We start from the raw sequence: 24,062 nt of genomic DNA on the forward strand, positions 1-24,062 counted from the left end.
GCAGCACATACACGACGGCGGCGCAGGCACCGGTGGTTATCACCGGGAGGCCTGCGCCGCCGTCGTTGTTGCCTCGTTTGGTCACCAGACAGTTGTGGTTACCAAATCGTCGCACTCCCCGCCCGCGGGGCTTACTACGAAGCGTAGAATCCTCTGGCTAAACTGGGCGCATGGACATCGTTTACAACATCATGGTCTTCCTGCACATCGTCGGCGCCGCCATGATTGTCGGCATCTGGATCGGCAACATGAAAAAGCCCACGGTACATCCGCGCCAGTTCGACGGCGCGGCCCTGCAGCTCATCACGGGCATCGTGATGATGGGGCTCATCCCGGCGCTCGACATGGAGGCGAACTACTTCAAACTCGGCATCAAGTTCGCCATCGCGCTGGCCGTCGCGGTCCTCGCGTTCATGGGCCGCCGCAAATACAAGAAGGACGAGCCGATCAGCAAGGGCCTGGCGCACAGCGTTGGCGGCCTGGCGCTGCTGAACGTGGCCATCGCCACCCTCTGGCAGTAACGCAAAGCACGCTCACGACGACGGCGACGCACCCCGGGCGGGGGCGTCGCCGTCGTCGTTCCCGCGGGCAGTCCCCGCCGGGTCCGCCGGACAGTTGCTGTCAGTCACGCGCCACTCACACGTCAGTCACGGGCGATGCAGAACTCGTTCCCTTCGGGATCGTGCATCACGTCCCAGTGGAAGTCACCGATGTCATGCCCCTCCACGAACACGGCGCCCAGCGCTTCAGCATGGGCGCGGAGGCTGTCCGGGTCCGGGCCGTGCACATCAAGGTGCAGACGCCGCCGTCCCGGAGTGGCATCCGGGACCTCCTGGAAGGCAAGCTGCGGCGCTCCGGCAGAGGCAGGCTTCAGCCAGACGAACTGGTCGAAGCGCGCGGAAACGGTGGTTCCCAGCAAAGCAGCCCAGAACGCCGCAAGCTCTTCGGCGTTCCCGGCATTGACCATGATGGCGGCGATCCTCGCCTGCGGAGAAGTGCTGGCGGACCGGTCCCGGCGGCGTTGAGTTCCCATTGAGCCAGTGTAGACAGTCATAATCCTCTGACAGCGGACACCCCGTGCGCCGCGGCTCATGAATCCCTAGGATTGATGCGGAAGGTCCGGGCGGAAACCCGGACCGGATCGAATCTAAGCTGAGGAGTGGATATGGCAGCAACACGCACCGCGCACACCGTATGGAACGGCGGCCTGTTCGAGGGGTCCGGCAACACCACGCTGGACAGCTCCGGCCTGGGCACCTACGCCGTCACGTGGAAGGCCCGCACCGAACAGGCCGAAGGCAAGACCAGCCCCGAGGAACTGATTGCAGCAGCGCACTCGGCCTGCTTCTCCATGGCCTTCAGCAACATGCTGGCGCAGGCCGGCCACACTCCGGAAGAGGTCCACACCAAGGCGGACGTGACCTTCAAGCCGGGCACCGGCATCACGGGCAGCCACCTCACGGTGAACGCCAGGATCCCGGGCATCTCGGAAGAGGAATTCCAGAAGATCGCAGGGGAAGCCAAGGTCGGCTGCCCTGTCTCCGGCGCCCTGGCAAGCATCGACATCACCCTGGACGCCACGCTCGCGGCTTCCTAGTCCGGGCTGCCTGGGGACAGGCGCAGCGCGGCCGCTTCCGAGCGACGCCGCTCCGCCTGACGGCAAAGGCCCCGCTCCTGCCCTGGTTACCAGGGCGGGGGCGGGGCCTTCGTTTGTCCGGGGAACCGGCCGGGTCACTCCTTGCGGGTCAGTCCTTGCGGGCCGGCAGCGGTGCCGGGCGCAGCCGCCGGTAGCCCTCACGGAGCGGGGGCCGGTCCGTGGGGAGTTCCTGGATCATTTCCTTGAGGGCGCCGATGCCGTACTCGAGCTGGGGGTCCCGGCCGGCGGCGTAGGCGTGCGGCGGGAACGTCACTTCAATATCCGGCGTCACGCCATAGTTTTCGACACCCCAGCCCACGCCGCCGCTGAACCAGGTGGCGTAGCGCGGCTGCGTCACTCCGGTGCCGTCGGCAAGGGAGAAGCGGTTATCGATGCCCACCACGCCGCCCCAGGTCCGGGTGCCGATGACCGGCCCGATCCCGCGCAGCTTGGACACCTGCGTGATGATGTCACCGTCCGAACCGGCAAATTCGTCAGTCAGGATGACCACCGGGCCGCGGGGCGCGTGGTGGGGGTACGTCCGGGGCCGCTCCCCGCGCGGCATGCTCCAGCCCGTCACCTTGCGGCCAATAAGTTCGGCAACAAGCTGGGAGGTGTGCCCGCCCCGGTTGCGGCGGACGTCCACGATCAGTCCGTCCAGGGCGGTCTCCGTATCCAGGTCGCGGTGCAACTGGGCCCAGCCGTTGGCCAGCATGTCCGGAATGTGGAGGTAGCCGTACGTTCCGCCGGAAGCTTCACGCACTGTCCTGCGGTTGCCGGCAACCCACTCCTGGTACCGCAGGCGTTCCTCATCCTTGGCCGGCACCACGGCAATGCGGCGCTGCCTGCCTGCTGCCTCGCCGTGGGCGGCACCATTGCGCAAGGTAAGCTCCACGGCCTTCCCGGCGGCACCCACGAGCTGCATGGCGGGAGTCAGCGTTTCGGACAGTTCCACGCCGTCGATGGCCAGCAGGATGTCCCCTGCCTTGGCGTCCGCCCCCGGCCTGGTCAGCGGCGAGGTTGCGAGCGGGTCGGACGACTCCCCCGCCAGGATGCGGGTGATTTCCCAGCCCGCTGCGGTGAACGCCAGATCCGCACCCAGGCGGCCCTGCCCGTTGCTGCCGTTTTCGGTGACAGCGGCCGGACGGACATAGGCGTGGGACGTACCCAGTTCGCCGTGAAGCTCCCACAGCAGGTCCACCAGGTCGTCATGCGAGCCGAGCCTGTCCACCAGGGGACGGTAGCGGCGGTGCACGGATTCCCAGTCCTGCCCGGCCATGTCCTCGGTCCAGAAGAAGTCACGCTGAAGCCGCCACGCCTCGTCAAAAGCCTGTCCCCACACACTCAGCGGGTGCAGGAGCACACGGATCCGGCTGACGTCCACCTTCACCAGCTGGCCGGAATCTTCGTCGCCTCTGGCATCGGCCGGCGCCACGCGAATCTGCTTGTCGTGCAGGAAGACCACCTTCCTGCCGTCGCCGGAGACGCGGTAGCTGTCCAGCGCGTCCACTATGGTGGCCGTTTTGCGCTTGGCCATGTCAAAGCGCACCAGGCTGGGGGCGGCGTCCTTGTCGTCAGTGCTGGCCCGTCCGTCGCCGGTGACACCGGCCAGGGCATTGTCCAGCCAGAGCAAGGCGCCCGGGGTGGCTTCGAGTGCTGAGTAGTTTCCCTGCGGCACCGGTACTCCGATAACCCGATGGGCCAGCCCGTCAGCGTCCACGCGGACGGCCGGCACTGCGGCTCGCGCGGCATCCGATGCGTTGCCGTTTCCGGCGGCGTCCGTGACGGCTCCGTCAGAGCCGGCCGGTTCGTCGTACGGCATGTCGGCGAGATCCACCGACGGGCCAAACGGCGACGGCGTATCCGCAGCGAGGGCAACGAGGTACGGCTTGATCGGGCTCGGGAAGGACAAGTCAAAAGAGTGTCCGTCGTAGACCGGGTCAAAGCTCCGGTTCGACAGGAACGCGATGAACTTGCCGTCCGGCGTGAACGACGGCGAGGCGTCGCGGAAGCGGCCGTCCGTGACGTCCACGATCCGGAACTCAGGATCGTCCGCCTTGACAATCCGAAGCCGGCTGCGTGAGCCAAAGGAAGTGACCGGTTCGGACCAGCCAAGCCAGGCTGAGTCCGGGGACCAGCACAGCCCGTCGATCGTGCCCTCGCCGATGCTGGTCACCAGCTTGATAGTTCCAGTCCGGGTGTCGGCCAGGTAGACCTCGCCGAAGGACGTTCCGACGGCGATGGTGCGGCCGTCCGGGCTGGCCTCCATGGCACTCGTCCGCGTCGCCTTGGGGAAATCGATCTTGCGCAGCCGCGCGTTGCCAGCGCCGCCGGCCGTGATGGCCGCATCCTCCGGCGCACCGCCCGCTACGTCGCTTGCGGCGTCCGGGCCGTGTTCGGCGGCGCGGGTGATCCCCGAAGCCGGTACCGGCTTCGGAAGGGAGGCTCCCGACTCCTGCCCGGCGGCGGCCTGCCGGGACCGCGGGGCCGGCGCTGCCTGCGGGCCGGCCAGCTGCGGGGCGATGTCGCTGATGTAGAGGGCCTCCACGCCGTCGTGGTCGGCGACGTAGGCAATACGGCCTTCGCTCAGCGGCCGTGGCAGGCGGGCGCGAACGCCGGGTGTGGCCTCCACAATCCGTGACGGCCCGTCCTTGTGGCGGAGCCAGTGGATGGTGCCGTGCGCCTCCACAGCGCTGGAGGAGCCGCTGTGGTCCGGAACCACACAGCCAAGGTGGCGGGTGGTCTTCAGGAGTGCCGGCCTCCGCCCCTGGGAGGCCGATCCCAGCGAAATGTCGAGCTTTACCGGATCCGACGCCAGGTCGGGGACCAGCCAGAGTTCGCCGGCGGATTCGAACACCACACGCTTGCCGTCAGTGGCTGCGTGGCGCACATAGAAGTCTTCGTGATCGGTGTGGCGGCGCAGTCCCGTGCCGTTCGGAAGCACCGAATACAGGTTCCCGTAGCCCTCGTGGTCGGACAGGAAAGCGACCCGCCCGTCAACCCACATGGGATCCGCGAGGTTGCCGTCCAGTTCGGGGACCAGGCGTTCGAACTCCCCGTTCCCGTCGGCGTCGATCCAGAGCTTGCCGGCAGTACCGCCGCGGTACCTCTTCCACCAAGCGGGCTCGCGCGAGAGCACACTGGCCACGACGACCGGGCGTTCGTCGCCGTTCTCCGGGCCGAACGCCACGGACTCGACCGGCCCGAATTCCAGTTCCTCCGACCAGCCGCCCTCCAACGGAACACTGTAGGCGTGCGTGTGGCGGCTTTCGGCCTGCCGGAACGCACTGGTGACGAGTACGTTGCCCGCAGCGGTGAAGCCCTTGACCCGGGTGGACGCGTGGCCGAAATAGGTCAGCTGGCGGTAGCCTCCGCCGTCGACATCCGCGGTAACTACCTCAGGCGCCGTCCCCTGCACTACCGTCCACACCAGCCGCTTGCCATCGGGCGTGAAGCGGGGGTTCCTGGCCGGTAGCTGAAGGGAGGAAACCCGCCATGCGCGGCCTCCGTCCAGGGGCGCGATCCAGACGTCGTCCTCGGCCACGAAGGTGACCAGATCGCCGTGCAGATGCGGGAAACGAAAGTAGCTCGAAGAGGTCATCGTTAGATCATAGTCAAAGTCGGTGGGCCGGACGGGAGGTTCCGCCGCCGTGCCGGGCATGGTGAGATGGATCATGCGAATCATCATGGCTGGCGCGTCCGGCCTCATCGGGAGCCACATGTCCGCCCATCTTCGCTCGGGCGGCCACGACGTGATCCGCCTGGTGCGGCGGGCACCCGCAGGTGCCGGCGAACTACGCTGGGATCCGGCGACCGGGCAGCTTGATCCCGCCCATCTTGAGGGCGCGGACGCCGTGATTAACCTGGCGGGAGCCGGGATCGGAGACCGGCCGTGGACGCGGTCCCGCATCGACGAGCTGTTCCGCTCCCGGCTGGACCCCACCCGGACCCTGGCGGCTGCCATGGCGAAACTGGACCAGCCGCCGACGGTTTTCGTCAGCCAGTCAGGCTCCAATTATTACGGCGACCGCGGCGCCGCGGTGTTGAGCGAAAATTCGCCGAACGGTTCGGGCATCATGGCCCGGATCTGCCGGGAATGGGAAGCCGCCGCGCACGGGGCGCCCGCCGGCGTCCGTGTTGTGACTCCCCGGACGGGGGTGGTCCTGAGCAGGTCGGGAGGCGCACTGGGACGGCTGCTGCCGCTGCTTCGGCTCGGCGTCGGGGGGCCGCTGGGGAATGGCCGGCAGTGCTGGCCCTGGATCACGCTGCCGGATGTGTCCTCAGCCTTCAGCTTCCTGCTGACATCCCCCATGTCAGGCCCGGTCAACCTTTGCGCCCCCGAGAACGCGGACGTCAACGCCCTTATTGCCCGGCTCGCGGCTGCGCTGCACCGGCCGGCTCTCTTCCGGGTACCCGCGCCGGTGCTGCGGTTGGTCATGGGCAAGCTGGCCGACGAACTCCTGCTGGGCAGCCAGCGCATGGAGCCCGTGCGCCTGGCCGGGGCCGGATTCCAGTGGAAGCACCCCTCGCTGGAGCAGGGTGCCGTCTGGGCCACCGGCAAGGATTAGTAGCGGCTAGGCCGCCGGCAGGATCTCCTGGATCCGCCAGCGCCCGCCGGAACTGACCAGGACCAGACGCAGCCGCTGCTCCGGACCGGCCGGCTCCACCGCAACGACGTTGCCGCCGGCGTCCGTCTCCCGGTAGGCCGAGGTGCCTGCGGTGATTGCCACCACAGTCCGTGCATCCGAACCTCCCGGCTCTGCCTCCGCATGCGTAAGGGTGGTGCCGAAGCCTGCCAGAACATGGCCGGTTTCCCTAAGCCTTCCGCTGATCCTGGCGTCGGCGTCAGCGGCCGGGGAGTTCTCCAGATTGACCTCGTCAAGCAGCTCGAGTTCACCTGAGCTCAGCGCAGCGGACCGTATCCCTGCCAGTCCACGCACAGCCTCTTCGGGCTCTGGAGAGAGCGCCAGTTCCCGGACCTCGGCCGGAACAGACATGGCGGGTCCCGAAAGGACGTCCGTCACCGGTACCGATGGCGCAGAAACTGACCCGGACGCAGGCTCTTTCCGGATGTCCGGCTCCCGCCCCGCCAGGAACCAGGCCGAGGCGATCCCCGCGCAGGCGAGGGCCGCAACCGCGGCACCAATCCACCGGCGGTTGCGCCCTGCGTGCCGCCCTGGAGTACGGCGGACCCGCCGGCCCAGACCTCCCGGGCTGCCCAGGCGGCGGCGCCAGGCACGGACCTTCGCCGCCAGCTTGGCCGCCTTTCGGGCGTTTCGTGACGGCGGAACGTTGCGGCGCGTCAGCAGCTGGGGAAGCACCGTGGGGTGCACCGCACCGGACAGGTCCAGCGGGGCTGCGTCCGCACTGCGGTAAACAGCCGCTGCGAACTCCAGGGCGGAGGGCCGCTCCCGCCGGTCCTCTTTCAGGCCCGCCTCCAACGCCGCGGCGAGGGCAGCAGGCACGCCCGGAACCAGCAGTGACAACGGCGGACGGTCCGGGCCGCGGCCGGGCGCCTTCCCGGTCAGGCAGTACCACCCGATGGCAGCCGCCGAATAGACATCACGCTCAGGCTGGAGCCCTGCCCGCAGCGCGTCGACAGGTGCCGGGTCCATAAAGCCTTCGGTGCCCGCCGGCGAAGCATCCGCTGCATCGCCCACCATGCGCGAGACGCCCAAGTCCGCCAACAGGGGCTTGCCGTGCGCGGTGAACAGCACGTTGCCCGGCGACACATCCGAATGCATGAACCCCTTGCCGTGCAGATAGCCCAAAACCTGGGCGACGGGCGTCAGGACGGTCACCGTTTCGCCCACGCTCAACGACCCCCTGCAGCCGATCAGCTGGGCCAGGGATCCGCCGGCCGCATAGTCCATGACCACCCCGAGGCCGCCGCCCGCTGCTCCGCGGAGCCTGACCACATCGTGCGCCTTCACCAAGTGGTCGTGATCCAGCGCCGAGAGGATCCCCACTTCGCGGCGCACGGCGCGTTCGGTGTCCCCGCGCACCCGGGCAGGAACACCGGCGTCGGACCCCGACGGCGGAAGGTTCTCCACCGGGTCAAAGCACTTCAGCGCAAACTCCCGGAGGGTGGGCTCCTCAAGAACCAGCCAAACACTGGCGCTTCCCCCGCGGCCCAGTTCACGCCCCACCTCATAGCCGGGAACCTCCGGGGCCCCGCCGTTGTATCCGATTTTTTCCATACCCAAGGAATAGCGGAATCGGCAAATTTCCGCAGAAGTTATCCACAGGCACCGCAGTGAGAGGTTAAGCACAGAATCAGGCACGACGGCGGACGGGGTCTAAGCTGGATGCCATGACTCTTGAGTTTTCCACGCTGGGTCTTGCTCCGGATTTCGTTGATTACATGAAGGGCTGGGAGATCCAGCGCGAACTCCATGACAAAGTCGTCGCAGCTGAGGCACCCAGCACAGTCCTGCTCCTTGAGCATGCCGCCGTTTATACGGCCGGCAAGCTCACAGAAGACCACGAACGGCCGTTCGACGGAACCCCCGTCGTGGCCGTGGACCGCGGCGGCAAGCTGACCTGGCACGGGCCGGGCCAGCTGATTGCCTATCCCGTCCTCAAACTGAAGAACCGGTCCGGTATCCGCGATTACGTTGAACGGCTCGAAGCCGTCATGATCGCGGTCATGGCGGATTACGGCATCAATGCTGAGCGGATCAAGGGACGCGCCGGCGTCTGGATCAAGGCTGACAGCAACGGACCGGACCGCAAGATCGCCGCGATCGGCATCCGGGTCCTGGACGGGGTCACCATGCACGGCATCGCCATTAATTGCAGCAATGACCTTGGACCTTATGCCCAGATTATTGCCTGCGGCATCACGGACGCAGGCGTCACCACGATGTCCATCGAGGCCGGCAGGACCATCACACCCGCCGACATCGCGGACCGGGTCGTCGAGGAATTCCGCAAGCACGAAGAAGCACTCGTTTCAAACCCCGAAGGAGCTCTACTGTGACACTGGCACCAGAAGGCCGGAAGATGCTGCGTATCGAGCAGCGCAACGCGGCCACACCGGTGGAGCGTAAGCCGGAGTGGATCAAGGCCAAGGTCCAGATGGGCCCGGAGTTCGTCCAGCTCAAGAACCTGGTCAAGAAGGAAGGCCTCCACACCGTGTGTGAGGAGGCCGGCTGCCCGAACATCTTCGAGTGCTGGGAAGACAAGGAAGCCACGTTCCTGATCGGCGGCTCCGAATGCACCCGGCGCTGTGATTTCTGCCAGATCGATACCGGCAAACCCTCCCCGGTGGACATGTTCGAACCCACCAAGGTGGCCCGCTCGGTCCAGGCCATGCAGCTGCGCTACGCCACCGTCACCGGCGTGGCCCGCGACGACCTGGCCGATGAAGGTGTCTGGCTCTACGCCGAAACCGTCCGGAAGATCCACGAACTGAACCCGGGCACCGGCGTCGAACTGCTGATCCCGGACTTCTCCGGCAAACCCGAGCACATCGCCGCGATCTGCGACTCCAAACCCGAGGTCTTCGCGCACAACGTCGAGACCGTGCCGCGGATCTTCAAGCGCATCCGCCCGGCGTTCCGGTACGAGCGGTCCCTGGATGTCATCACGCAGGGCCGGAACCTGGGCATGGTCACCAAGTCCAACCTGATCCTGGGCATGGGCGAGACCCGCGAGGAAATCTCCGAGGCCCTGCGCGACCTGCACCAGGCCGGCTGCGACCTGATCACCATCACCCAGTACCTGCGCCCGTCCGAACGGCACCTGCCGGTGGACCGCTGGGTCAAGCCGCAGGAATTCGTGGACCTCGCCACCGAGGCCGAGGAAATCGGCTTCCTCGGCGTCATGTCCGGCCCGCTGGTGCGTTCCTCCTACCGTGCCGGCCGGCTCTGGGCCACCGCGATGCGCAAGAAGGGCTGGGAAATCCCGGCCGAACTCGCCCACATCGAGTCCTCCGGCAGCACCCGCCAGGAAGCCAGCTCCCTCATCGCAGCACAGCATTAGGACCTTTCGTAACAAATATGCCTGAGGGCCGGCACCGGAGCATTCCGGCGTCCGGCCCTCAGGCATAAATCACGTAGAATTAAGGCACTATGGCGAATTCCCCTGATTCCAGCAAACCGACTCCGGCAGCCTCTGACGCTCCGAAGCGTGGCCTCTTCTCTCGCAAGCCGAAGGAAGCCAAGGTCAAGAAGCCCAGCAGGCTGAAGCAGATCAACGAAGTCTTCCAGATGACGCGCCGCCACGACCCCATGGTGGTCTGGATGATGCTGCTTGCGTTCCTGGGAGTCGTAGCTGTCAGCTTCCTGGTGGGTTTTCTCCTCGAAAACTGGATCACGGGCCTGATTATCGGCATTCCCCTCGGCCTGCTGGCCGCCACCCTCATCCTTTCGCGCCGCGCTGAGCGCGCCGCCTTCGCCCAGATCGAGAACCAGCCCGGTGCCTCGGGCGCCGTCCTGGGCACGCTGAAGCGTGGATGGATCACCGAGGACCAGCCGGTTGCCGTCAACCCGCGCACCCAGGACGCCGTATTCCGCGCCATCGGCCGTCCCGGCGTCGTGCTTGTCAGTGAAGGCCCCACGCACCGTGTCCGGCCCCTCGTCGACGCGGAACGCAAGCGCCTGGCGCGTATCCTGCCCAACGTTACGGTTCACTGGATCGAGAGCGGCCGCGGCGAGGGCCAGGTTCCCATCAGCCAGGTCGCCAAGAAGATGAACAAGCTGGACAAGGAACTCACCAAGCTTGAGGTGAATGCTGTGTCGAAGCGCATTTCCTCGCTGGGTAACCGCCTCCCCATCCCCAAGGGAATCGATCCCTACAAGGCCCGGCCGGACCGCAAAGCAGCGCGCGGCCGCTAACAGCACAGTCAACGCCCCGGACACCGGCCACCTGGCCGGCAACCGGGGCGTTTGCTTTGGGCCATCTGTCCGGACCGCCCCGCCGCCGTAAGCACTGCCATCAGCACCGCCATGAGCACAGCCATTGTGAGAAATCGGAGAACCGTGAAACTGCCCTCGAAATCCGCCGTCATCCGCCTCTTCCGCGTCCTCGCCGTTGCCGAAGCCTTCAGCTGGGCCGCTCTCCTGACCGGAATGTACTTCAAATGGGTGGCAAGGACATCGGAGGTGGGCGTGGAGATTGCCGGCCCGATTCACGGGGCGTTGTTCATCGGCTACGGCCTAGCGGCACTGGCCCTGTGGCGGCTGCAGCGGTGGCCCTTCCGGGTGGCGTTCTTCGCAGGCATCTCCGCCGTATTCCCCTTCGCCACGGTCCTGTTCGAACGCTGGGCAGGCAACCGCGGCTACCTGACGCCGGCGCCAACTGCGCAGCGCACGCCCTTGGAGCACCAGAACTCAGGAGTCTAGGCCGGGTTCTTCCCGCGGCCCCTGTTACCTGCGGATAAGGATGGTGTTCATCGCCTTGTCGTGCAGGCCGCGGTGATCCGGATCAAAGATGACGGCCGGGATCACCAGGCACAGCAGCAGGGTGCGGACCAGGGCAGCCAGCGGGCCAGCCGGGGCGCCACCCAGGCGGACCACATGGATTCCCAGGAGGCGGTGGCCAACACTGTAGCCGAGGGTGGCGATGAGCAGGATCTGCTCCGCTGCAAATACCGCCAGCGTCGCCCAGGGGTCTCCGCCGAAGGCATAGTTGCTGATCAGGAGCGCGAGTCCCCAGTCGACGCAGATGGCAAGGATCCGCCGGCCCGCCCGCGCCATGGAACCGGGGCCCGCCTCGGGCAGGCCGAGACGCTCGCCCGGGTATTTGGAAATGCCGGACGTGTCCGGCCCGCTGAGCCAGGAACCGATGTCTTTACGATCAACCACGGCTTAAGCCTATCCGCTGCGCGGCTCCCGCGGTTCCCGCGGCGACGTTCACAGTATGGATGCGGATGGACCACAGTGTGGACACCGTATAGCGTTTACATATCAGGCGGTTACGTAACCTGCCGGAAACATAGCGGACACGGACGGGAAATCCCGTGTCCCTAGGGTGGTAACAGTTGCTAGCGAGCTGGGAGCGGGGACACTTTTGTGTTTTCGCACCGTCGGATTGCGCTGGACCACATGGCTTTCCAGCCAGTTATTACTTATGCGTAAGGAGCATAGATGTTCAAGACTGCGGACGAAGTCCTCAAGTTCATCAAGGACGAAGATATTAAATTCGTCGATATCCGCTTCACCGACCTTCCCGGCGTGCAGCAGCACTTCAACGTGCCGGCCAAGAGCGTTGATGCAGACTTCTTCATCAACGGCCAGCTCTTCGACGGTTCGTCCATCCGCGGTTTCCAGGGCATCGCCGAGTCCGACATGCAGCTCATCCCGGATGTCACCACGGCGTTCCTGGACACGTTCCGCATGGAAAAGACCCTCGCGCTGAACTTCTCCATCGTGAACCCCCGCACCGGTGACCCTTACCACCGCGACCCCCGCGGCGTAGCCGAGAAGGCTGAGGCCTACCTCGCTTCCACCGGCATCGCCGACACCGCGTTCTTCGCCCCCGAGGCCGAATTCTTCGTGTTCGACAACGTCCAGTACCAGTCCTCCCCGCAGGGCAGCTTCTACAAGATTGACTCCGAAGAAGCACACTGGAACACCGGCCGCGAAGAAGAAGGCGGAAACCTGGGCTACAAGACCCCCGTCAAGGGCGGTTACTTCCCGGTCTCCCCCACCGACAAGCAGGCCGACCTGCGTGACGCCATGTGTGTCGCCCTGGACGAGGCCGGCCTTGAGGTCGAGCGCAGCCACCACGAAGTCGGCTCCGCCGGCCAGGCTGAGATCAACTACAAGTTCACCACGCTGACCCACGCCGCTGACGACCTGCAGAAGTTCAAGTACGTCATCAAGAACACGGCTGACGCCTGGGGCAAGTCCGTGACCTTCATGCCGAAGCCCGTCTTCGGTGACAACGGCTCGGGCATGCACTGCCACCAGTCGCTGTGGACCGGCGGCGAGCCGCTGTTCTACGACGAAAAGGGCTACGCCGGCCTGTCCGACACCGCCCGCTGGTACATCGGCGGCCTGCTGAAGCACTCCTCCGCTGTGCTCGCCTTCACCAACCCGACGGTCAACTCCTACCGCCGCCTGGTCAAGGGCTTCGAAGCTCCGGTCAACATGGTGTACTCGCAGGGCAACCGCTCCGCCGGTATCCGCATCCCCATCACGGGTTCCAACCCGAAGGCCAAGCGCATCGAGTTCCGCGCTCCGGACCCCTCCTCCAACCCGTACCTGGCATTCGCTGCCCAGCTGATGGCCGGCATCGACGGCATCCGCAACCGCATCGAACCGCCGGCCCCCATCGACAAGGACCTCTACGAGCTCCCTGCCGAGGAAGCCAAGGACATCCCCAAGGCTCCGGGAACGCTCGAGGAAGCCCTGGAAGCACTGGCTGAGGACAACGAGTTCCTCCAGGCCGGCGGCGTGTTCACCCAGGACCTGATCGACACCTGGATCGAGTACAAGTACGAGAACGAGATCCGCCCGCTGTCCCTGCGCCCGAACCCGTACGAGTTCGAGCTCTACTACGGCGTCTAGCTAGATCACGCGGCTGGAGCGGGCATAGTCCGCACACAGTCCGCAAGAATTCGGCTACAGAAAAGGCCGGCTTCAGGTCACCACCTGAGGCCGGCCTTTCTTGTGTCTGGATTCACTTACCCGTGCTGCGCAGTCCGCAAAGTCAGCCGCTCCCCCAGTACGTGAGCGACGGCCGCCCGGGCTGACTCTTCCTTGTCCGGCCACATGTGCCCGTAGGTGTCCAGTGTCGTCTTAGCGGATGAGTGCCTGAGGCTCTTTTGAACTACCTTCACGTCAAGGCCTTGGGCAATCAGCAGGGACGCGAAGTAATGCCTCAGGTCATGGAACCTGAAGCCCTCCGGAAGGTCCTGGACCGTGGCCCGCGCTACCCGGAAATAGTGCTCGAGCCGATGAGGCGATATCGCCCGTCCCCATTCGTTGGTAACGAGCGTTTCGCTCCCCCAGCGTGTGTGATTCACGGACAGCTCAAGGCAGAGATTCTGAGGAATGGGGATAGGCGTCCTGGATTCCTTGGTTTTGAGTTCCACGCCCGGATACTGGATGGCTGGGGCGACGATGCCGCGCATAAAGTCCACGTCCGAAACTCTTAGCGCCACTGCTTCCGCAACCCGGAGCCCGGCGAACGCTGCCAGCAGGATGGCAGGCTGTAGGCCGTCCGGCATGGCGTCATGCAACGCCCATACCTGTTCCGTCGTGGCGACGTAGGGCCGCTGCTCCCCTGCCTTGGGCGCCGTACGCCGGCTCAATGGCGACTTAGGCAACAGGCCATCATGCACGGCGTCGCTGAAGAGCTGTCCCATCCGGGAATGCAGCGCGTAGATCGTGGAGTCCGCCAGACCCTCGTCACTGAGCTTCGCCGTCCACGCCTTGACCTCGGACGGCCGCACACTCTTCAGCGCACGATGTCCGAACGCCTCATTGATCCGCTTTAGATGCGTCTTCGCCTGGCGCACAGTGGAGGGCCGGTTGTTCTCGTATCCCTTCAGCCAGATCACAGACCACTCCTGCACAGTGGTAAGCGCGGTCTTTGGATCCACATAAGTGCCGGCCACGACTGAGGCCGTGACCTCGTCAATCCACCGCTGAGCGTCTATCTTCCGCGGGAAGTGCTTGGCATGCTCTTTGCCCGCGTCATCACGGTACCGGCCCCGCCAGCGCCCATCAGGCCTCTTCTGAATGCTCGCCATAGAGTCCCCCGTACAGGTCGCGTAACTTCGGTTTTTCGGCTGCCCAGAACTTATCTTCGGCCGCGGCTTCCCTCTCGTTGGCAGGCTCCATTACCAAGGTGTTGACGGACTCCTTGGCACTCCTTTCCTCCATGCGAGCTTGACGCGCCAATCGCTCGGGAGTGACGAGAAGCTGTGAGGCTACGAAGGATATTTCGTCCTCTGCAAGGTCGGCAAAATCGGCGTGCACAGCCAACACGTACTGAGCCTTCAGATATTTTCTAATCAGCGCGTACAACTCATCGGACAGCTTCTCTACTTCCCTGGCGGAGTCCATGTAGGAACGGAGCTCCCGGGGCATCCACAGCCTATGCATGTCTACCTCAAAGATGTCCGCAAGTGCGCCCACCTCATCTAGACGGATCGGGCGCTCCCCCTTTTCCGTTCTGGAAACTGTCATCTGGGTATATTTCGGCCACCCAGCCTCCACCATCTGCCGCGCTAGTTCCGATTGGGACCAGCCGCGTTCTTCTCGCAGCCGTATCAGCGATTCAACTACTCGCTTTTCAAGGTCTGGCGGACTGTCCCGCTCACTCTCTGTCATGACCAACACTCTTCCACAAAAAAGAGTTGCGGTCCATCAAAACTGTGGTACCGTCTTCATATCCTCACAAATGAGGATGTGCGCAACACTAGTGATGGAGATGAGATGGAAACGGTAAAGGCCATGAAGCTACTCACCCTGGATGAAGTGGCGGACATGCTGCGGAAGTCACCGGCCCAGGTTCGGTGGATGCGACACAACGGCACGGGCCCGCGTGCAGCTCGACTCGGTGGCCGCGTGATGTACCGGGAACAGGACGTCATTGACTGGGTAAACGCAGCATTCGACGCTGAGGCGTCCTAGTGAGCGCCCGCTACACGGAAGCGGACCTAGCCGCCGCGTGGGAGTCGGGCTACTGGCACGGAATGTCTCACGAAGGCCCGCGGAACGATGCAGCGGTATCCGCGAAGAATCCGCACCGCGCCCAGGGGATCACGCCAGCCAAGGCGTGCAAGGTGTCCCTGAAGACAGAAAAAGACCGTGACGCCTCGCCAAAGTCCGTCACGGCCAAAGAATCCAACCTCTAAGAAGGAGATCCCTGTGAACAAGACTACCAAGTACCCGGCCACCGTGCGAGAGCTCGGAGATATGGCCGAAAAGCTAGGCATGACGGCGTCGGAGCTGCTGGAGATGCTCAGCCCCATACCAATGCCGCCCACCGGCTACACCCTGGCGCCGAAATCCTCGCACCGCTGGATCGGGCCGGAAATCATCAACGGCCGCTGGATCCTCACGCCTGTCTGGGACGCCACCACGGACAGCCACTCGGTAGATATCTGGATGGCTGACCACGAGCCCCCGCATTACGCAGGCCTGACGCCAACTGAGGCCACGGACCTAGCCGCCGCGCTGCTTCAGGTCACACAGGCAGCCAGGGCAGAGGCAGAGTAGGCCGGCCACATGATCAGCGTAGCCACGTATCAGCGATGGGAGTTCCTGGGCTGGCTCGCCGCCAACGACCCGACGTATCTCCGAGAATTCGAGGCCATTGAGTGAATGAAGACTACGCCCAGCCGCCGGAGGACTACTGGACGGGGCGAGCGGAAGAGGATGCCACGCAGGCCGAAGTTAATGACGCCGCCGTTCGCAGGGTGTTCCCAACCCTCGATTGGGCGAAGCTGTGGGACGACGAGAGCGAACAGGAATGGATTGTAGAGCCCATCCTCCCGGCAAGGCGAATGGTCGCCTTGTACAGCCCGCCCAAGACCGGCAAGAGCCTCTTGATGCTTGAGATGGCCGCTGCCATCGCCGCACGCAAGCCAGTGCTCGGAGTGACGCCGACAAGGAAATACCGGACGCTTTACGTCGACTTTGAGAACGACCCGAAAGAGGACGTTGTGAAGCGACTCAAGGCCATGGGCTACGGGCCGACCGAGCTGGAAAACCTCTGCTACCTGTCATTCCCGAACATGGGATCACTCGACACCGAGCAAGGCGCCCTTGACTTGATGGCCGCCATCGACGCCTACAAATGCGAAGTAGCGGTTATCGACACCATCTCACGGGCCATCGAGGGCGAAGAGAACGAGAACAACACCTGGCTGCGCTTTTACCGGCACACCGGCTACAAGATCAAACAACAGGGCGTCTCCCTTATCCGACTCGACCACTCCGGCAAGGACGAAACCAAGGGCCAGCGTGGCGGTTCGGCCAAGGGCGGCGACGTGGATGCAGTGTGGCGGCTCTCCCAAGTCACCAAGGACACGACATACCGGCTTGATTGCGAGATGAACCGCATGCCCGTCGGTGAGAAGACTCTAGTTCTCCACCGGGTCACGTCGCCTTACCTGCATCACAGAGTAGACGGCGCCGGTCGCAAGGCCGCCTATGACGCGAAGATCGTACGGGTTATGGAGATCCTGGCCGAGGCGGGATTGGACCCCTCAGCGGGCCGCGCCAAAGCAGTTGAAGCACTCAAGGCCGTGGGTGAATCCGCAAGGACCGAGACGCTATCTGAAGCGCTCCGCAGGCGGAAGACCGGGTTTCAGGAAGGACTGCATCTTGCCTCCTGAACTGTTCCCCACCGACGGGAACAGGTCAACCTCAGACACCTGTTCCACCCAACCCGGGCCCATCGGGAACACCCACCGAAAATCCCCGCCAAACAAAGGAACAAACCTGTTCCACACCCTCGGGAACACCCGGGAACACCCAAATTTGCCCACCTGTTCCATTGTCCCCCTCCCTATAGGGGGGACAGGAACGGGGCCAGTGGGTCAGGAAGACCGAAAGGACCATAAATTGACCACTCCAACAATCACCGTTTGGGAGTCAGGGCCAAGCAAGCCCGAGGTTCACGCAGTCTGGAATCCACTACTCGGAAGCTATGACATTGCGATCATTCTGGATGGCGGTTACGGCTCTGAAGATGACGCCTGCAAAATGGCGAACTTCTGGTTACGGGACCTTCAGGAAGAGGGCGTCCCGGTTGCCGACGCAGTAGGTCCGGCATCAGCCCCGCCCCAGGACTACAAGCCCACCGTCTTCACCAAGCAGTTCGCCAAGCACGAGCTGCAGTGGCTTGTAGAGCAGTACATGGCCAAAGCAAAGGAAGCGCACCAGACCTCACGAGTTTGGATGAATCGAGCGCTTGAGGCCGAGAGCCGCCTCGCCATCTACGAACCGGGCGACGAGCCCGCCACCGACATCACCGAAACGGAGAAATAGACATGCCACAGCCAGGAATGCCAGGAATGAAGGGCGAGGATTGGATCGGTAGGGAGCTGGCCGATATCAAGCGCCAGATGCAGCAAGACCGCGCAGCAAATCCGTTCGGCCCCATGGGCATCCTGCCGCGCAAGGGTGGGATCGACGTGCAGGGGTTTGTGAACTCCCTCCGCCTGGACGGCACCAAAGGCGTAGCAATGGACGATGACGGCGTGTTCATCGTCTACGGCCCCGACGGTACAACGCCCGTCGCCAGGTTCGGGCCGCTCGAGTCAGCCCCCGGAGAATACGGCGTCGAAGTTCTCGTAGGCGCAACATGGGTACAGCTCGGAGCCCAGGCCGTCACGTGGGATCTAGTGGCGGGCAAGCCGGCAGACTTCGCATCTCTCGTGACCTCCGCCGTAGCCAACGCAACCGACGCCGTGAACGCCGAAGAAGCAGCCCACGCGCTCGACGCTGACGGCTCAGAATACGGCTGGACCAACAACGTCGCCGGCACGGAGTTCTACGCCCTATGGGTAGGCAATGACGGCGGATTCCACCTAGGCCGCAACGTTTCCTCCATCAAGTACAAGGAGAACGTCACAGACGCCACGCTGGCCCCGGAGGCCGTGTTGAACCTCCGCCCCGTCCGCTACGACCGGAAGCCCAGCGGCACCAATGGCGAGTTCCCCGGCGCCAAGGGCGAGTTCGGACTGATCGCTGAGGAAGTAGCCCAGCACGTCCCGGAAATCGTGACCAAGTTTCAAGGCGAAATCGACGGCGTCCGCTATGACCTCCTGGCCGTCGCGCTGCTGCCCGTACTCCAACGGCACGAGCAGATCATCAAGGAACAGGGCGAAGAAATCGCCCGACTCAAAAACCTTATGAGCATGAAAGGAAGCGTCTAAGTGTTCACCGCAAAATCCGAACGATACGCCGGCAATGTGAAGCAGGCCGCCAGCCTCACCGCCCGGCCCGCAGTCCAGTTCACACCGGAAGAAGTGGAGCAGCCCGCGATCGTGCTCCGCAGCTCAGGCCAGATTCACGGCGTGCTGCCCCTGGCCGAAGCACTCAGGCTCGCGAACGAGCTGGCCGACCTCATCGCCGAACTCCGCGAGCCCAAGGCATGAGCGATCAGAGCGAGTTCCTCCGCAAACTCTTCGCAAACCCGGAAGAGGAACGCATCACCCTAGCCACTCCCACCACTCCGCCGGCACCGGACAAGGACACCGAATCTGCCGCCCGCACCTTCGCCCGCGAACTCTTCGCCCGCAGCTCCGAAGACTAAACCCACACCACCGAAAGGCATCACCATGACAAGCGCTCAAATCTCCCAGATCCGCAGCACGTTCAAGAAAATCGACGCCGCGTTCCCCAAACCCGTCGCCCAAGCCATCGCCAACCTCGACACCCTCGCCACCGCAGGCAACTCACTGCCGATACCGTCAAGTGAAAAGCTCTACGACGCCGCAGCGGACGCCGTCCTGTCAGGCGGTGACATGCTCGAAGACAGCAATGTCATCAGGATCATCACAGCCCAGATTCTCGGCGGCAACACCGGCGGGTCGCTGAGCTACGGACTAAGCCAAGCAGGCGCCCGGCGCATCGCCGCGGCACTCACTGAGCACGCAGACGCCGTGCTTGCCATCCTCAAAGACAAGACCGACACCGCAGGCGAGATCCTCGCCAGCTCCCACGAAGTTATCGGGGACCTGGACCTCAGCGAAAGTGAGCGGATTCTAGGCCTTGGCCCGGATGCAGCGATGGCATGGGCCGCAGCAAAGGTCAGCGCCCAGACCGTCAGGGAATGCAGTCAGGCTTGGTTCTCCCTCGCGGACCTCACCGGATTCACCAGCTCCAGCCTCGCCCCCTCGCTGCGCATCGCAGACCTGGACCTCGCCACCTTTGAGAAGGTAGGCCGCGCCGCTGCACCGTGGGACATCGTGAGGGCCGGCGGCACCATCGACCTTGCCACCCGCACCACAGCCAAGGAACGCAGCACAGGTTACTCCGCCGCCTTGCAGGAACGCCAGGACCACAACGACGGCGCATTCCTCAGGGAATACCGCCGCACACACAGCATCAACGGCTAAGCACCGCTAAACCGCTGCGGGCCGGTCACCAAGGCTAGCCCGCAGCGCACCCCCCACAGCCAGAAAGGAGCGACAGGATGACGGCACCACGACAGGCACCCAGGGCACCGGCCCCCCCCTCCCCCCTCCCTTCGCACCCTCCGGCAGTAGCGGTACATACACGCGCCGCTGGATGCATCGGCCTGTCTAAAGGCCACCAGATAGGCGTACACGGCCGCTGTCAGGCCGCCAGGTCATCTACGACCCCCGCAGCGCTGACCCTCGCAACTTCCCCTAGATTCCACGGATTATCCGTAACAACGCTTTGAAAGGAAAGGCACCATGGAACACAAAACGCCGTCAGGTTTGAAGGCCGGCGGCCGCAAGCTGTGGCGCTCCGTGACCTCAGATTATGAGCTTGGAGAGCACGAATTGAGCATTTTATTGGAAGCTTCACGCACTGTGGACGCCCTGGACGAGCTGGAAAGGATCGTTAGGGAGGAAGGCGTGACCAATGTCAGCCCGCAAGGCGTGAGGGCTCACCCGGCGCTTGTGGAGGCCCGGCAGCAGCGCGTGACCCTGGCGAAACTCGTTGCTTCTCTCCGGATCCCTATTGAAGAGGACGAGGCCGCCCCCGCCCGCACGCCGCAGCAGCGCGTCGGAGTCCGCGCAGTTTCGAGCATCCGGTGAGGCGCCGCCCTAAGCCGCAGCTAGACGCCGCCGGCAACGTCCTGGCCCTGCCTGCCAAACTCGCTCAGTTCAACATAGGCGAGTGGCCGGGGACTTCCGATCACCACCGCTGGGAACACTGGTGGGACGCCCGGCTGACTTGGGCAATCGAAAACGACGTGACAGACGAAATACTCGACGCGCACGGCGCCGAGGCATCACAGCCCAGACTCACCAGCGAAGACCTCGCAAGACTCATCTAACCGGAAGGCAAACCCATCATGGCTGAAGAAACCAAGACCATCGAAAAACTGACCATCGCCGCCAAGGGTGCATTGCTTGAAGCGATCACCAGTGCAGCGGACGGAGAGCGCCGCGCCGCCCTCCTGGAGACATTGGCGCAGGCCTACGCCGCGGTAGCAAGCAACGGGCCACTCAAGGGCGAGCTGGCCGAGTAAACAGGCATGGCGTCAAGCTCACGGCGGGCTGCAACAATGCAAGTGCCGAAGTATGGCCGGGGAGTGGTGTCTACGTTCCGCGATGATCCGGCCAGCGCCAGCCGCCACAAATGGGCGTGGCACTAAACAGAAAAGGAATGCCTTTCTTCCACCACAGCCAGGCGGCAAACAGGAACGGCCCCGAATCTCTTAGGAGGTCCGGGGCCGTTTTTGTATCGAGTGGGAAACAGCACAGGCGTACTAGATAAAATGCTCTCCATTGAGGGTGTGAGCACGCCGCCGCCCGACCCGCCGCGTCAGCTCCCGGCGCGAGCAGCTTTCGCGGCAGCCCGCGCCTTCTTGAGGTCGCGGCTCCGCTCCTGCCTGACGACAATGCGTGCCAGCTCCTCATCACTGACTACTTGCCAGGACTGTGACCCGCTGTGCCATTGCAGGTTGGGATACTTTAGCTTGCCGAACTCCTTGAGCACCTCTTTGCTGATAGCCCAATTACCGTTGTCATTTTGATATGACCACTCTGCGCCAAAGTCCTTGCGGATTTTTGCGACCAACTGGCTTTGGTAGGCATGGCGCGGAGAAGCAGCCTCAATCTGCGTCAGAAGCCAGTTGGCAACGGTGGAAGCATCGACAATTTCATCATCTTTCCCCAAAGTCTCATTCATGTCTGCATAGTAACTGACTGACCGCAGCCGGCCTCGATTCGCGCCCGTCCACCATGTCAGCCCCTCAGCCTAGTGTTTGCCCGTGGTGAAGGTGGACTTGGAAGCGGTAGGCCGCATGCTGACGGCCGCACGATATATTGACGGCATGCCCACATTCACCCTCGCCGGCGTCGAGTACGACTATCTGGCGCCGAAGCTTGAGGGCGCACCGGAAGACGCGCACTCCTGGGAGTACGGCGAATGGCCCAAGGTTGAGGCAGGCGTACCGCTCACCGCGGGCGGAACCGTCCACGTCTACGGCGAAGCTTCACGTTGGGGCCACGATCACGTCATCGTGTCCTGGCGCGATGACGACGGGCACACTCAGTGGGCTTGGATCCCGGCTGCCAACGTTCGCCGCGTCACAGCCTCAGAGTGGGACATCATCGAGTATCGCCGTTGCCCGCCGGAGCTCCGCGCCGTCAGGTGGGGGAGGCGCCTACCGGGATTCCTGCCCGAGTAGCCGAGCGGTTGACAGCCCTCAGTCCGCAGAAAGTCCGCAAGAGGTCCGCAACAGGCCCAAATCAGGCAATCAAGACCAACCATGAAAACCGCGGAATCTAGCGGGATTCGAGGCCATCCAGCACCAGCCCATCACGCCTGTTTAGTTCGAGCTCTACTACGGCGTCTAGTCAGACCCCGCGACTGAGCTGCGCTTAGTCCACTAAAAAGTCCGCATGTGCTGCCCCGGCAGCACATGCGGACTTTTTTGTGGTGCGGAACAGCCCTTCCGCGCCGCGCGGGATCAGGCCACGCAGCCGCCATTGGCTGCATGGTAGCTGTCCAGGCGGTAGATGAACGCTGCCATCTGCTCGCGGGTCACGGAGTTGGCGGGCCGGTAGGTACCGTCGGCCCAGCCCGTGGAGATACCAGCGGATTTCATCCACGAAATCTCCCGGTAAAAGCCGCTCGCGGGTGTCATGTCGATGAATGGAGAGACCGCCGGTGCGGCGACGTCTGCGGCGGCTATCCGGCAGAGCTTCCCCGAGTACCTGTTGAGGAAGGCTGACATCGCTTCCCGCGTGATCGACTCATACGGCCGGTACGTGCCGTCCGCCCAGCCCGTGGACAGGCCGGTGGAGTTCATCCAGGAAATCTGATGATAGAAACCGTGCCAGGTCGGGACATCGCTGAACGGTGACACGGCCGGCGGAGTGTAGAGGGGGCTGCCCGCAAGCCGGTACAGGAATGCGGCCATGGCCTCACGGGACATCGTTGTAAACGGCCGGTAGGTGCCGTCCGCCCACCCGGTGGACAGTCCGCTGTAATACATCCAGTCGATCTCGTTGAAGAATGCGGACTGATAGGAGTCGATGAACGGGGACGTGCTGACAGTGACCCCCGCTGCGGTGCTGGTGACGTAGTCGACAGTCACCCTCGTCCCCGTGTAGGTGGTGAAGGTCTGGCCGGCCTGCCAGGTCTGGTTCGAGGCGTAGTAGCCGCTGAAAGGGAGGGTGGAGGGCATCAGTATCAGCGAACTGGCGGCGGTGGCGCCTCCTGACTGGACGATCTTCACGCCCCGGTTGCCGTTGACGGCCGTGGACGTGTCGTAGCCTACGGGCAGGCGCAACTCCAGGTAGTAGACCTCTTTGCTCTTCGGGTCGGTGAATTTGACCGCACGGTTGGCATCGCTTCCTGCCCAGGCTTTCAGGGTGTACTGCTTGGTACCTGAGGCCAGCCCGGCATTGAAGATCTCGTCGCCGCGGCCGAATCCCCCGCGGTCCCAGAAGCTCGAACTGATCGCCGGAATGCTGTACTGCGCGGCGCCCATCAGGTCGGTGGTGTCGCCGTATTCACGGATGCTGCAGGACGAGTCCGCGAATCCCCCCGTGATGGCGGGGCCGACGTCGGCGATGCCGCTGCCGCATTGCAGGCTGTCGGCGTGCATAAGGCCCAGAACATGCCCGAACTCGTGCGCGACCACGTTGTTGGTGAACTTGCTGGGCTGGGGCATCAGGATACGTCCGCTCGTGCCATCGCTGCTGGCCCCGAAGCCCAGGGCGCCCCAGGAGAGGGTGGGAACCGGTATGAAGATGACCAGGGCGGTGTACGGGCTGCTGACCCAGCCCAGTTCGCGGGTGACGGTGTTGGTGATGGTGTAGTAGTCCTGGCTTGACGTTGCCGAGGATTTGAAACCCGTCCGAACGGAGGCCACCGACATGGACAGCCTGTTGTTGGACATCGCCTTCCAGTAGTTGCTGGAAGCCGTAATTCCGTTCTTGGCCGCCTCCAGGGAAATGGCGCTGGTCTCCGTGCTGCTCTTGTCCGCCAGTTGCACCGTCACCAGGGCCACCTTGATATCGCCGGTCCTAGTGAGGGATTCGGTGGCGAATTCCTGGCCCTTCGGGAGTTGGGCTACGCCCGCCTCCGAAGCGTGGGCCGCGTGGGGGGTACCGTCCACCTGCTCCACAGGGATGGTGTCGGGCGCAGGAGCCGTGGCGGCCATGGCGGGTGAAGCCGGCTGGTAGGCCAGCGCGGCTGACGAGAGAAACAACGCGGCGAAAAGGGCAGCGGATCGCTGAAGGAGAGGCATGGCGGCTTTCGTGATGAAGGGCTGGAGAGACCTGGGAGACCGCCCTGCAGGGGGTTCC

Annotated in this window: 28 protein-coding genes; 20 read left to right on the top strand and 8 right to left on the bottom strand. The window is 64.2% G+C overall.

The window, feature by feature from the left end; all coding sequences use genetic code 11:
• Positions 1–170 precede the first annotated feature (170 nt).
• Entirely contained in the window at positions 171–521 is a 351-nt protein-coding gene (locus RW112_RS12550; protein ID WP_305940543.1) for a hypothetical protein, read from the top strand.
• A 122-nt stretch (positions 522–643) separates the two neighbouring features.
• Here the strand turns inward: RW112_RS12550 and RW112_RS12555 are convergent, their stop codons facing one another.
• A complete protein-coding gene (locus tag RW112_RS12555) occupies positions 644–1,033 on the bottom strand; it encodes a VOC family protein (protein ID WP_317782066.1) in 390 nt (129 codons plus the stop codon).
• A 132-nt stretch (positions 1,034–1,165) separates the two neighbouring features.
• Here RW112_RS12555 and RW112_RS12560 point away from each other — a divergent pair, with 132 nt between their 5' ends.
• A complete protein-coding gene (locus tag RW112_RS12560) occupies positions 1,166–1,597 on the top strand; it encodes an OsmC family protein (protein WP_317782068.1) in 432 nt (143 codons plus the stop codon).
• Positions 1,598–1,745: 148 nt separating this feature from the next.
• On the opposite strand, the gene RW112_RS12565 is transcribed toward RW112_RS12560, so the two are convergent.
• Positions 1,746–5,237, bottom strand: a complete 3,492-nt coding sequence (locus tag RW112_RS12565; protein WP_317782070.1) for a S41 family peptidase — start codon at positions 5,235–5,237, stop codon at positions 1,746–1,748.
• Positions 5,238–5,310: 73 nt separating this feature from the next.
• Here RW112_RS12565 and RW112_RS12570 point away from each other — a divergent pair, with 73 nt between their 5' ends.
• On the top strand, positions 5,311–6,204 hold the full coding sequence (locus tag RW112_RS12570) for a TIGR01777 family oxidoreductase (RefSeq protein WP_317782072.1): 894 nt from the start codon (positions 5,311–5,313) through the stop codon (positions 6,202–6,204).
• A gap of 6 nt (positions 6,205–6,210) precedes the next feature.
• On the opposite strand, the gene RW112_RS12575 is transcribed toward RW112_RS12570, so the two are convergent.
• Positions 6,211–7,836 (bottom strand): protein kinase domain-containing protein, encoded by a 1,626-nt coding sequence (locus RW112_RS12575; RefSeq protein WP_317782074.1) that lies wholly within the window; start codon positions 7,834–7,836, stop codon positions 6,211–6,213.
• 104 nt (positions 7,837–7,940) lie between these two features.
• Between RW112_RS12575 and lipB the strand changes: the two genes are divergently transcribed.
• The 4 genes from lipB (at position 7,941) to RW112_RS12595 (ending at position 10,983) form a co-directional block, all read left to right on the top strand.
• Positions 7,941–8,618, top strand: a complete 678-nt coding sequence (gene lipB / locus RW112_RS12580; protein ID WP_317782197.1) for a lipoyl(octanoyl) transferase LipB — start codon at positions 7,941–7,943, stop codon at positions 8,616–8,618.
• Positions 8,615–9,622 (top strand): lipoyl synthase, encoded by a 1,008-nt coding sequence (gene lipA / locus RW112_RS12585; RefSeq protein WP_317782076.1) that lies wholly within the window; start codon positions 8,615–8,617, stop codon positions 9,620–9,622. The genes lipB and lipA overlap by 4 nt, the downstream gene beginning before the upstream one ends.
• 89 nt (positions 9,623–9,711) lie before the next feature.
• Positions 9,712–10,476, top strand: a complete 765-nt coding sequence (locus tag RW112_RS12590; protein ID WP_317782077.1) for a DUF4191 domain-containing protein — start codon at positions 9,712–9,714, stop codon at positions 10,474–10,476.
• A gap of 144 nt (positions 10,477–10,620) precedes the next feature.
• Positions 10,621–10,983, top strand: coding sequence for a DUF3817 domain-containing protein (locus RW112_RS12595; protein WP_411709897.1), 363 nt, complete (start codon positions 10,621–10,623; stop codon positions 10,981–10,983).
• Between the two features lie 24 nt (positions 10,984–11,007).
• Here RW112_RS12595 and RW112_RS12600 read toward each other — a convergent pair whose 3' ends face one another.
• Positions 11,008–11,445, bottom strand: a complete 438-nt coding sequence (locus RW112_RS12600) for an RDD family protein (protein ID WP_317782078.1) — start codon at positions 11,443–11,445, stop codon at positions 11,008–11,010.
• A gap of 282 nt (positions 11,446–11,727) precedes the next feature.
• Here RW112_RS12600 and glnA point away from each other — a divergent pair, with 282 nt between their 5' ends.
• Positions 11,728–13,152, top strand: coding sequence for a type I glutamate--ammonia ligase (gene glnA / locus RW112_RS12605; RefSeq protein ID WP_305940532.1), 1,425 nt, complete (start codon positions 11,728–11,730; stop codon positions 13,150–13,152).
• Positions 13,153–13,268: 116 nt separating this feature from the next.
• Here glnA and RW112_RS12610 read toward each other — a convergent pair whose 3' ends face one another.
• Positions 13,269–14,147 carry a tyrosine-type recombinase/integrase gene (locus tag RW112_RS12610; protein WP_411709898.1) on the bottom strand — a complete coding sequence of 293 codons (879 nt, stop codon included), beginning with the start codon at positions 14,145–14,147 and terminating at the stop codon, positions 13,269–13,271.
• Positions 14,148–14,313: 166 nt separating this feature from the next.
• The gene (locus tag RW112_RS12615) at positions 14,314–14,922 is read right to left on the bottom strand and encodes a helix-turn-helix transcriptional regulator (protein ID WP_317782080.1); all 609 of its coding nucleotides are present in this window, start codon (positions 14,920–14,922) and stop codon (positions 14,314–14,316) included.
• A 105-nt stretch (positions 14,923–15,027) separates the two neighbouring features.
• On the opposite strand from RW112_RS12615, the gene RW112_RS12620 reads away from it, so the two are divergent.
• The 11 genes from RW112_RS12620 (at position 15,028) to RW112_RS12670 (ending at position 20,770) form a co-directional block, all read left to right on the top strand.
• A complete protein-coding gene (locus tag RW112_RS12620; protein ID WP_317782082.1) occupies positions 15,028–15,225 on the top strand; it encodes a helix-turn-helix domain-containing protein in 198 nt (65 codons plus the stop codon).
• Positions 15,225–15,449 carry a hypothetical protein gene (locus RW112_RS12625; RefSeq protein ID WP_317782084.1) on the top strand — a complete coding sequence of 75 codons (225 nt, stop codon included), beginning with the start codon at positions 15,225–15,227 and terminating at the stop codon, positions 15,447–15,449. The genes RW112_RS12620 and RW112_RS12625 overlap by 1 nt, the downstream gene beginning before the upstream one ends.
• 13 nt (positions 15,450–15,462) lie before the next feature.
• Positions 15,463–15,813 carry a hypothetical protein gene (locus RW112_RS12630; protein ID WP_317782086.1) on the top strand — a complete coding sequence of 117 codons (351 nt, stop codon included), beginning with the start codon at positions 15,463–15,465 and terminating at the stop codon, positions 15,811–15,813.
• A gap of 101 nt (positions 15,814–15,914) precedes the next feature.
• Complete coding sequence (locus RW112_RS12635) at positions 15,915–16,934, top strand: AAA family ATPase (RefSeq protein ID WP_317782087.1); 1,020 nt, start codon at positions 15,915–15,917, stop codon at positions 16,932–16,934.
• A gap of 229 nt (positions 16,935–17,163) precedes the next feature.
• Positions 17,164–17,589 carry a hypothetical protein gene (locus tag RW112_RS12640; protein WP_317782089.1) on the top strand — a complete coding sequence of 142 codons (426 nt, stop codon included), beginning with the start codon at positions 17,164–17,166 and terminating at the stop codon, positions 17,587–17,589.
• 26 nt (positions 17,590–17,615) lie between these two features.
• The gene (locus tag RW112_RS12645; RefSeq protein ID WP_317782091.1) at positions 17,616–18,479 is read left to right on the top strand and encodes a tail fiber domain-containing protein; all 864 of its coding nucleotides are present in this window, start codon (positions 17,616–17,618) and stop codon (positions 18,477–18,479) included.
• Positions 18,480–18,701, top strand: a complete 222-nt coding sequence (locus RW112_RS12650) for a hypothetical protein (RefSeq protein WP_317782093.1) — start codon at positions 18,480–18,482, stop codon at positions 18,699–18,701.
• On the top strand, positions 18,698–18,859 hold the full coding sequence (locus tag RW112_RS12655; RefSeq protein ID WP_317782095.1) for a hypothetical protein: 162 nt from the start codon (positions 18,698–18,700) through the stop codon (positions 18,857–18,859). Before RW112_RS12650 ends, RW112_RS12655 begins: the two co-directional genes overlap by 4 nt.
• A 25-nt stretch (positions 18,860–18,884) precedes the next feature.
• Positions 18,885–19,664 (top strand): hypothetical protein, encoded by a 780-nt coding sequence (locus RW112_RS12660; protein ID WP_317782097.1) that lies wholly within the window; start codon positions 18,885–18,887, stop codon positions 19,662–19,664.
• A 321-nt stretch (positions 19,665–19,985) separates the two neighbouring features.
• Entirely contained in the window at positions 19,986–20,333 is a 348-nt protein-coding gene (locus RW112_RS12665; protein WP_317782098.1) for a terminase, read from the top strand.
• A gap of 260 nt (positions 20,334–20,593) precedes the next feature.
• A complete protein-coding gene (locus tag RW112_RS12670) occupies positions 20,594–20,770 on the top strand; it encodes a hypothetical protein (RefSeq protein WP_317782100.1) in 177 nt (58 codons plus the stop codon).
• 296 nt (positions 20,771–21,066) lie between these two features.
• Here the strand turns inward: RW112_RS12670 and RW112_RS12675 are convergent, their stop codons facing one another.
• Complete coding sequence (locus RW112_RS12675; RefSeq protein WP_317782102.1) at positions 21,067–21,432, bottom strand: DUF6953 family protein; 366 nt, start codon at positions 21,430–21,432, stop codon at positions 21,067–21,069.
• A gap of 145 nt (positions 21,433–21,577) precedes the next feature.
• Here RW112_RS12675 and RW112_RS12680 point away from each other — a divergent pair, with 145 nt between their 5' ends.
• Positions 21,578–21,934 (top strand): hypothetical protein, encoded by a 357-nt coding sequence (locus tag RW112_RS12680; RefSeq protein ID WP_317782104.1) that lies wholly within the window; start codon positions 21,578–21,580, stop codon positions 21,932–21,934.
• 282 nt (positions 21,935–22,216) lie between these two features.
• Here RW112_RS12680 and RW112_RS12685 read toward each other — a convergent pair whose 3' ends face one another.
• Positions 22,217–24,004: an S-layer homology domain-containing protein gene (locus tag RW112_RS12685; protein ID WP_317782106.1), complete on the bottom strand. Its 1,788-nt coding sequence runs from the start codon at positions 24,002–24,004 to the stop codon at positions 22,217–22,219.
• Positions 24,005–24,062: the final 58 nt, after the last annotated feature.

The organism is Arthrobacter sp. B10-11 (assembly GCF_033142195.1).
GTDB classification, from domain to species: domain Bacteria; phylum Actinomycetota; class Actinomycetes; order Actinomycetales; family Micrococcaceae; genus Arthrobacter; species Arthrobacter oryzae_C.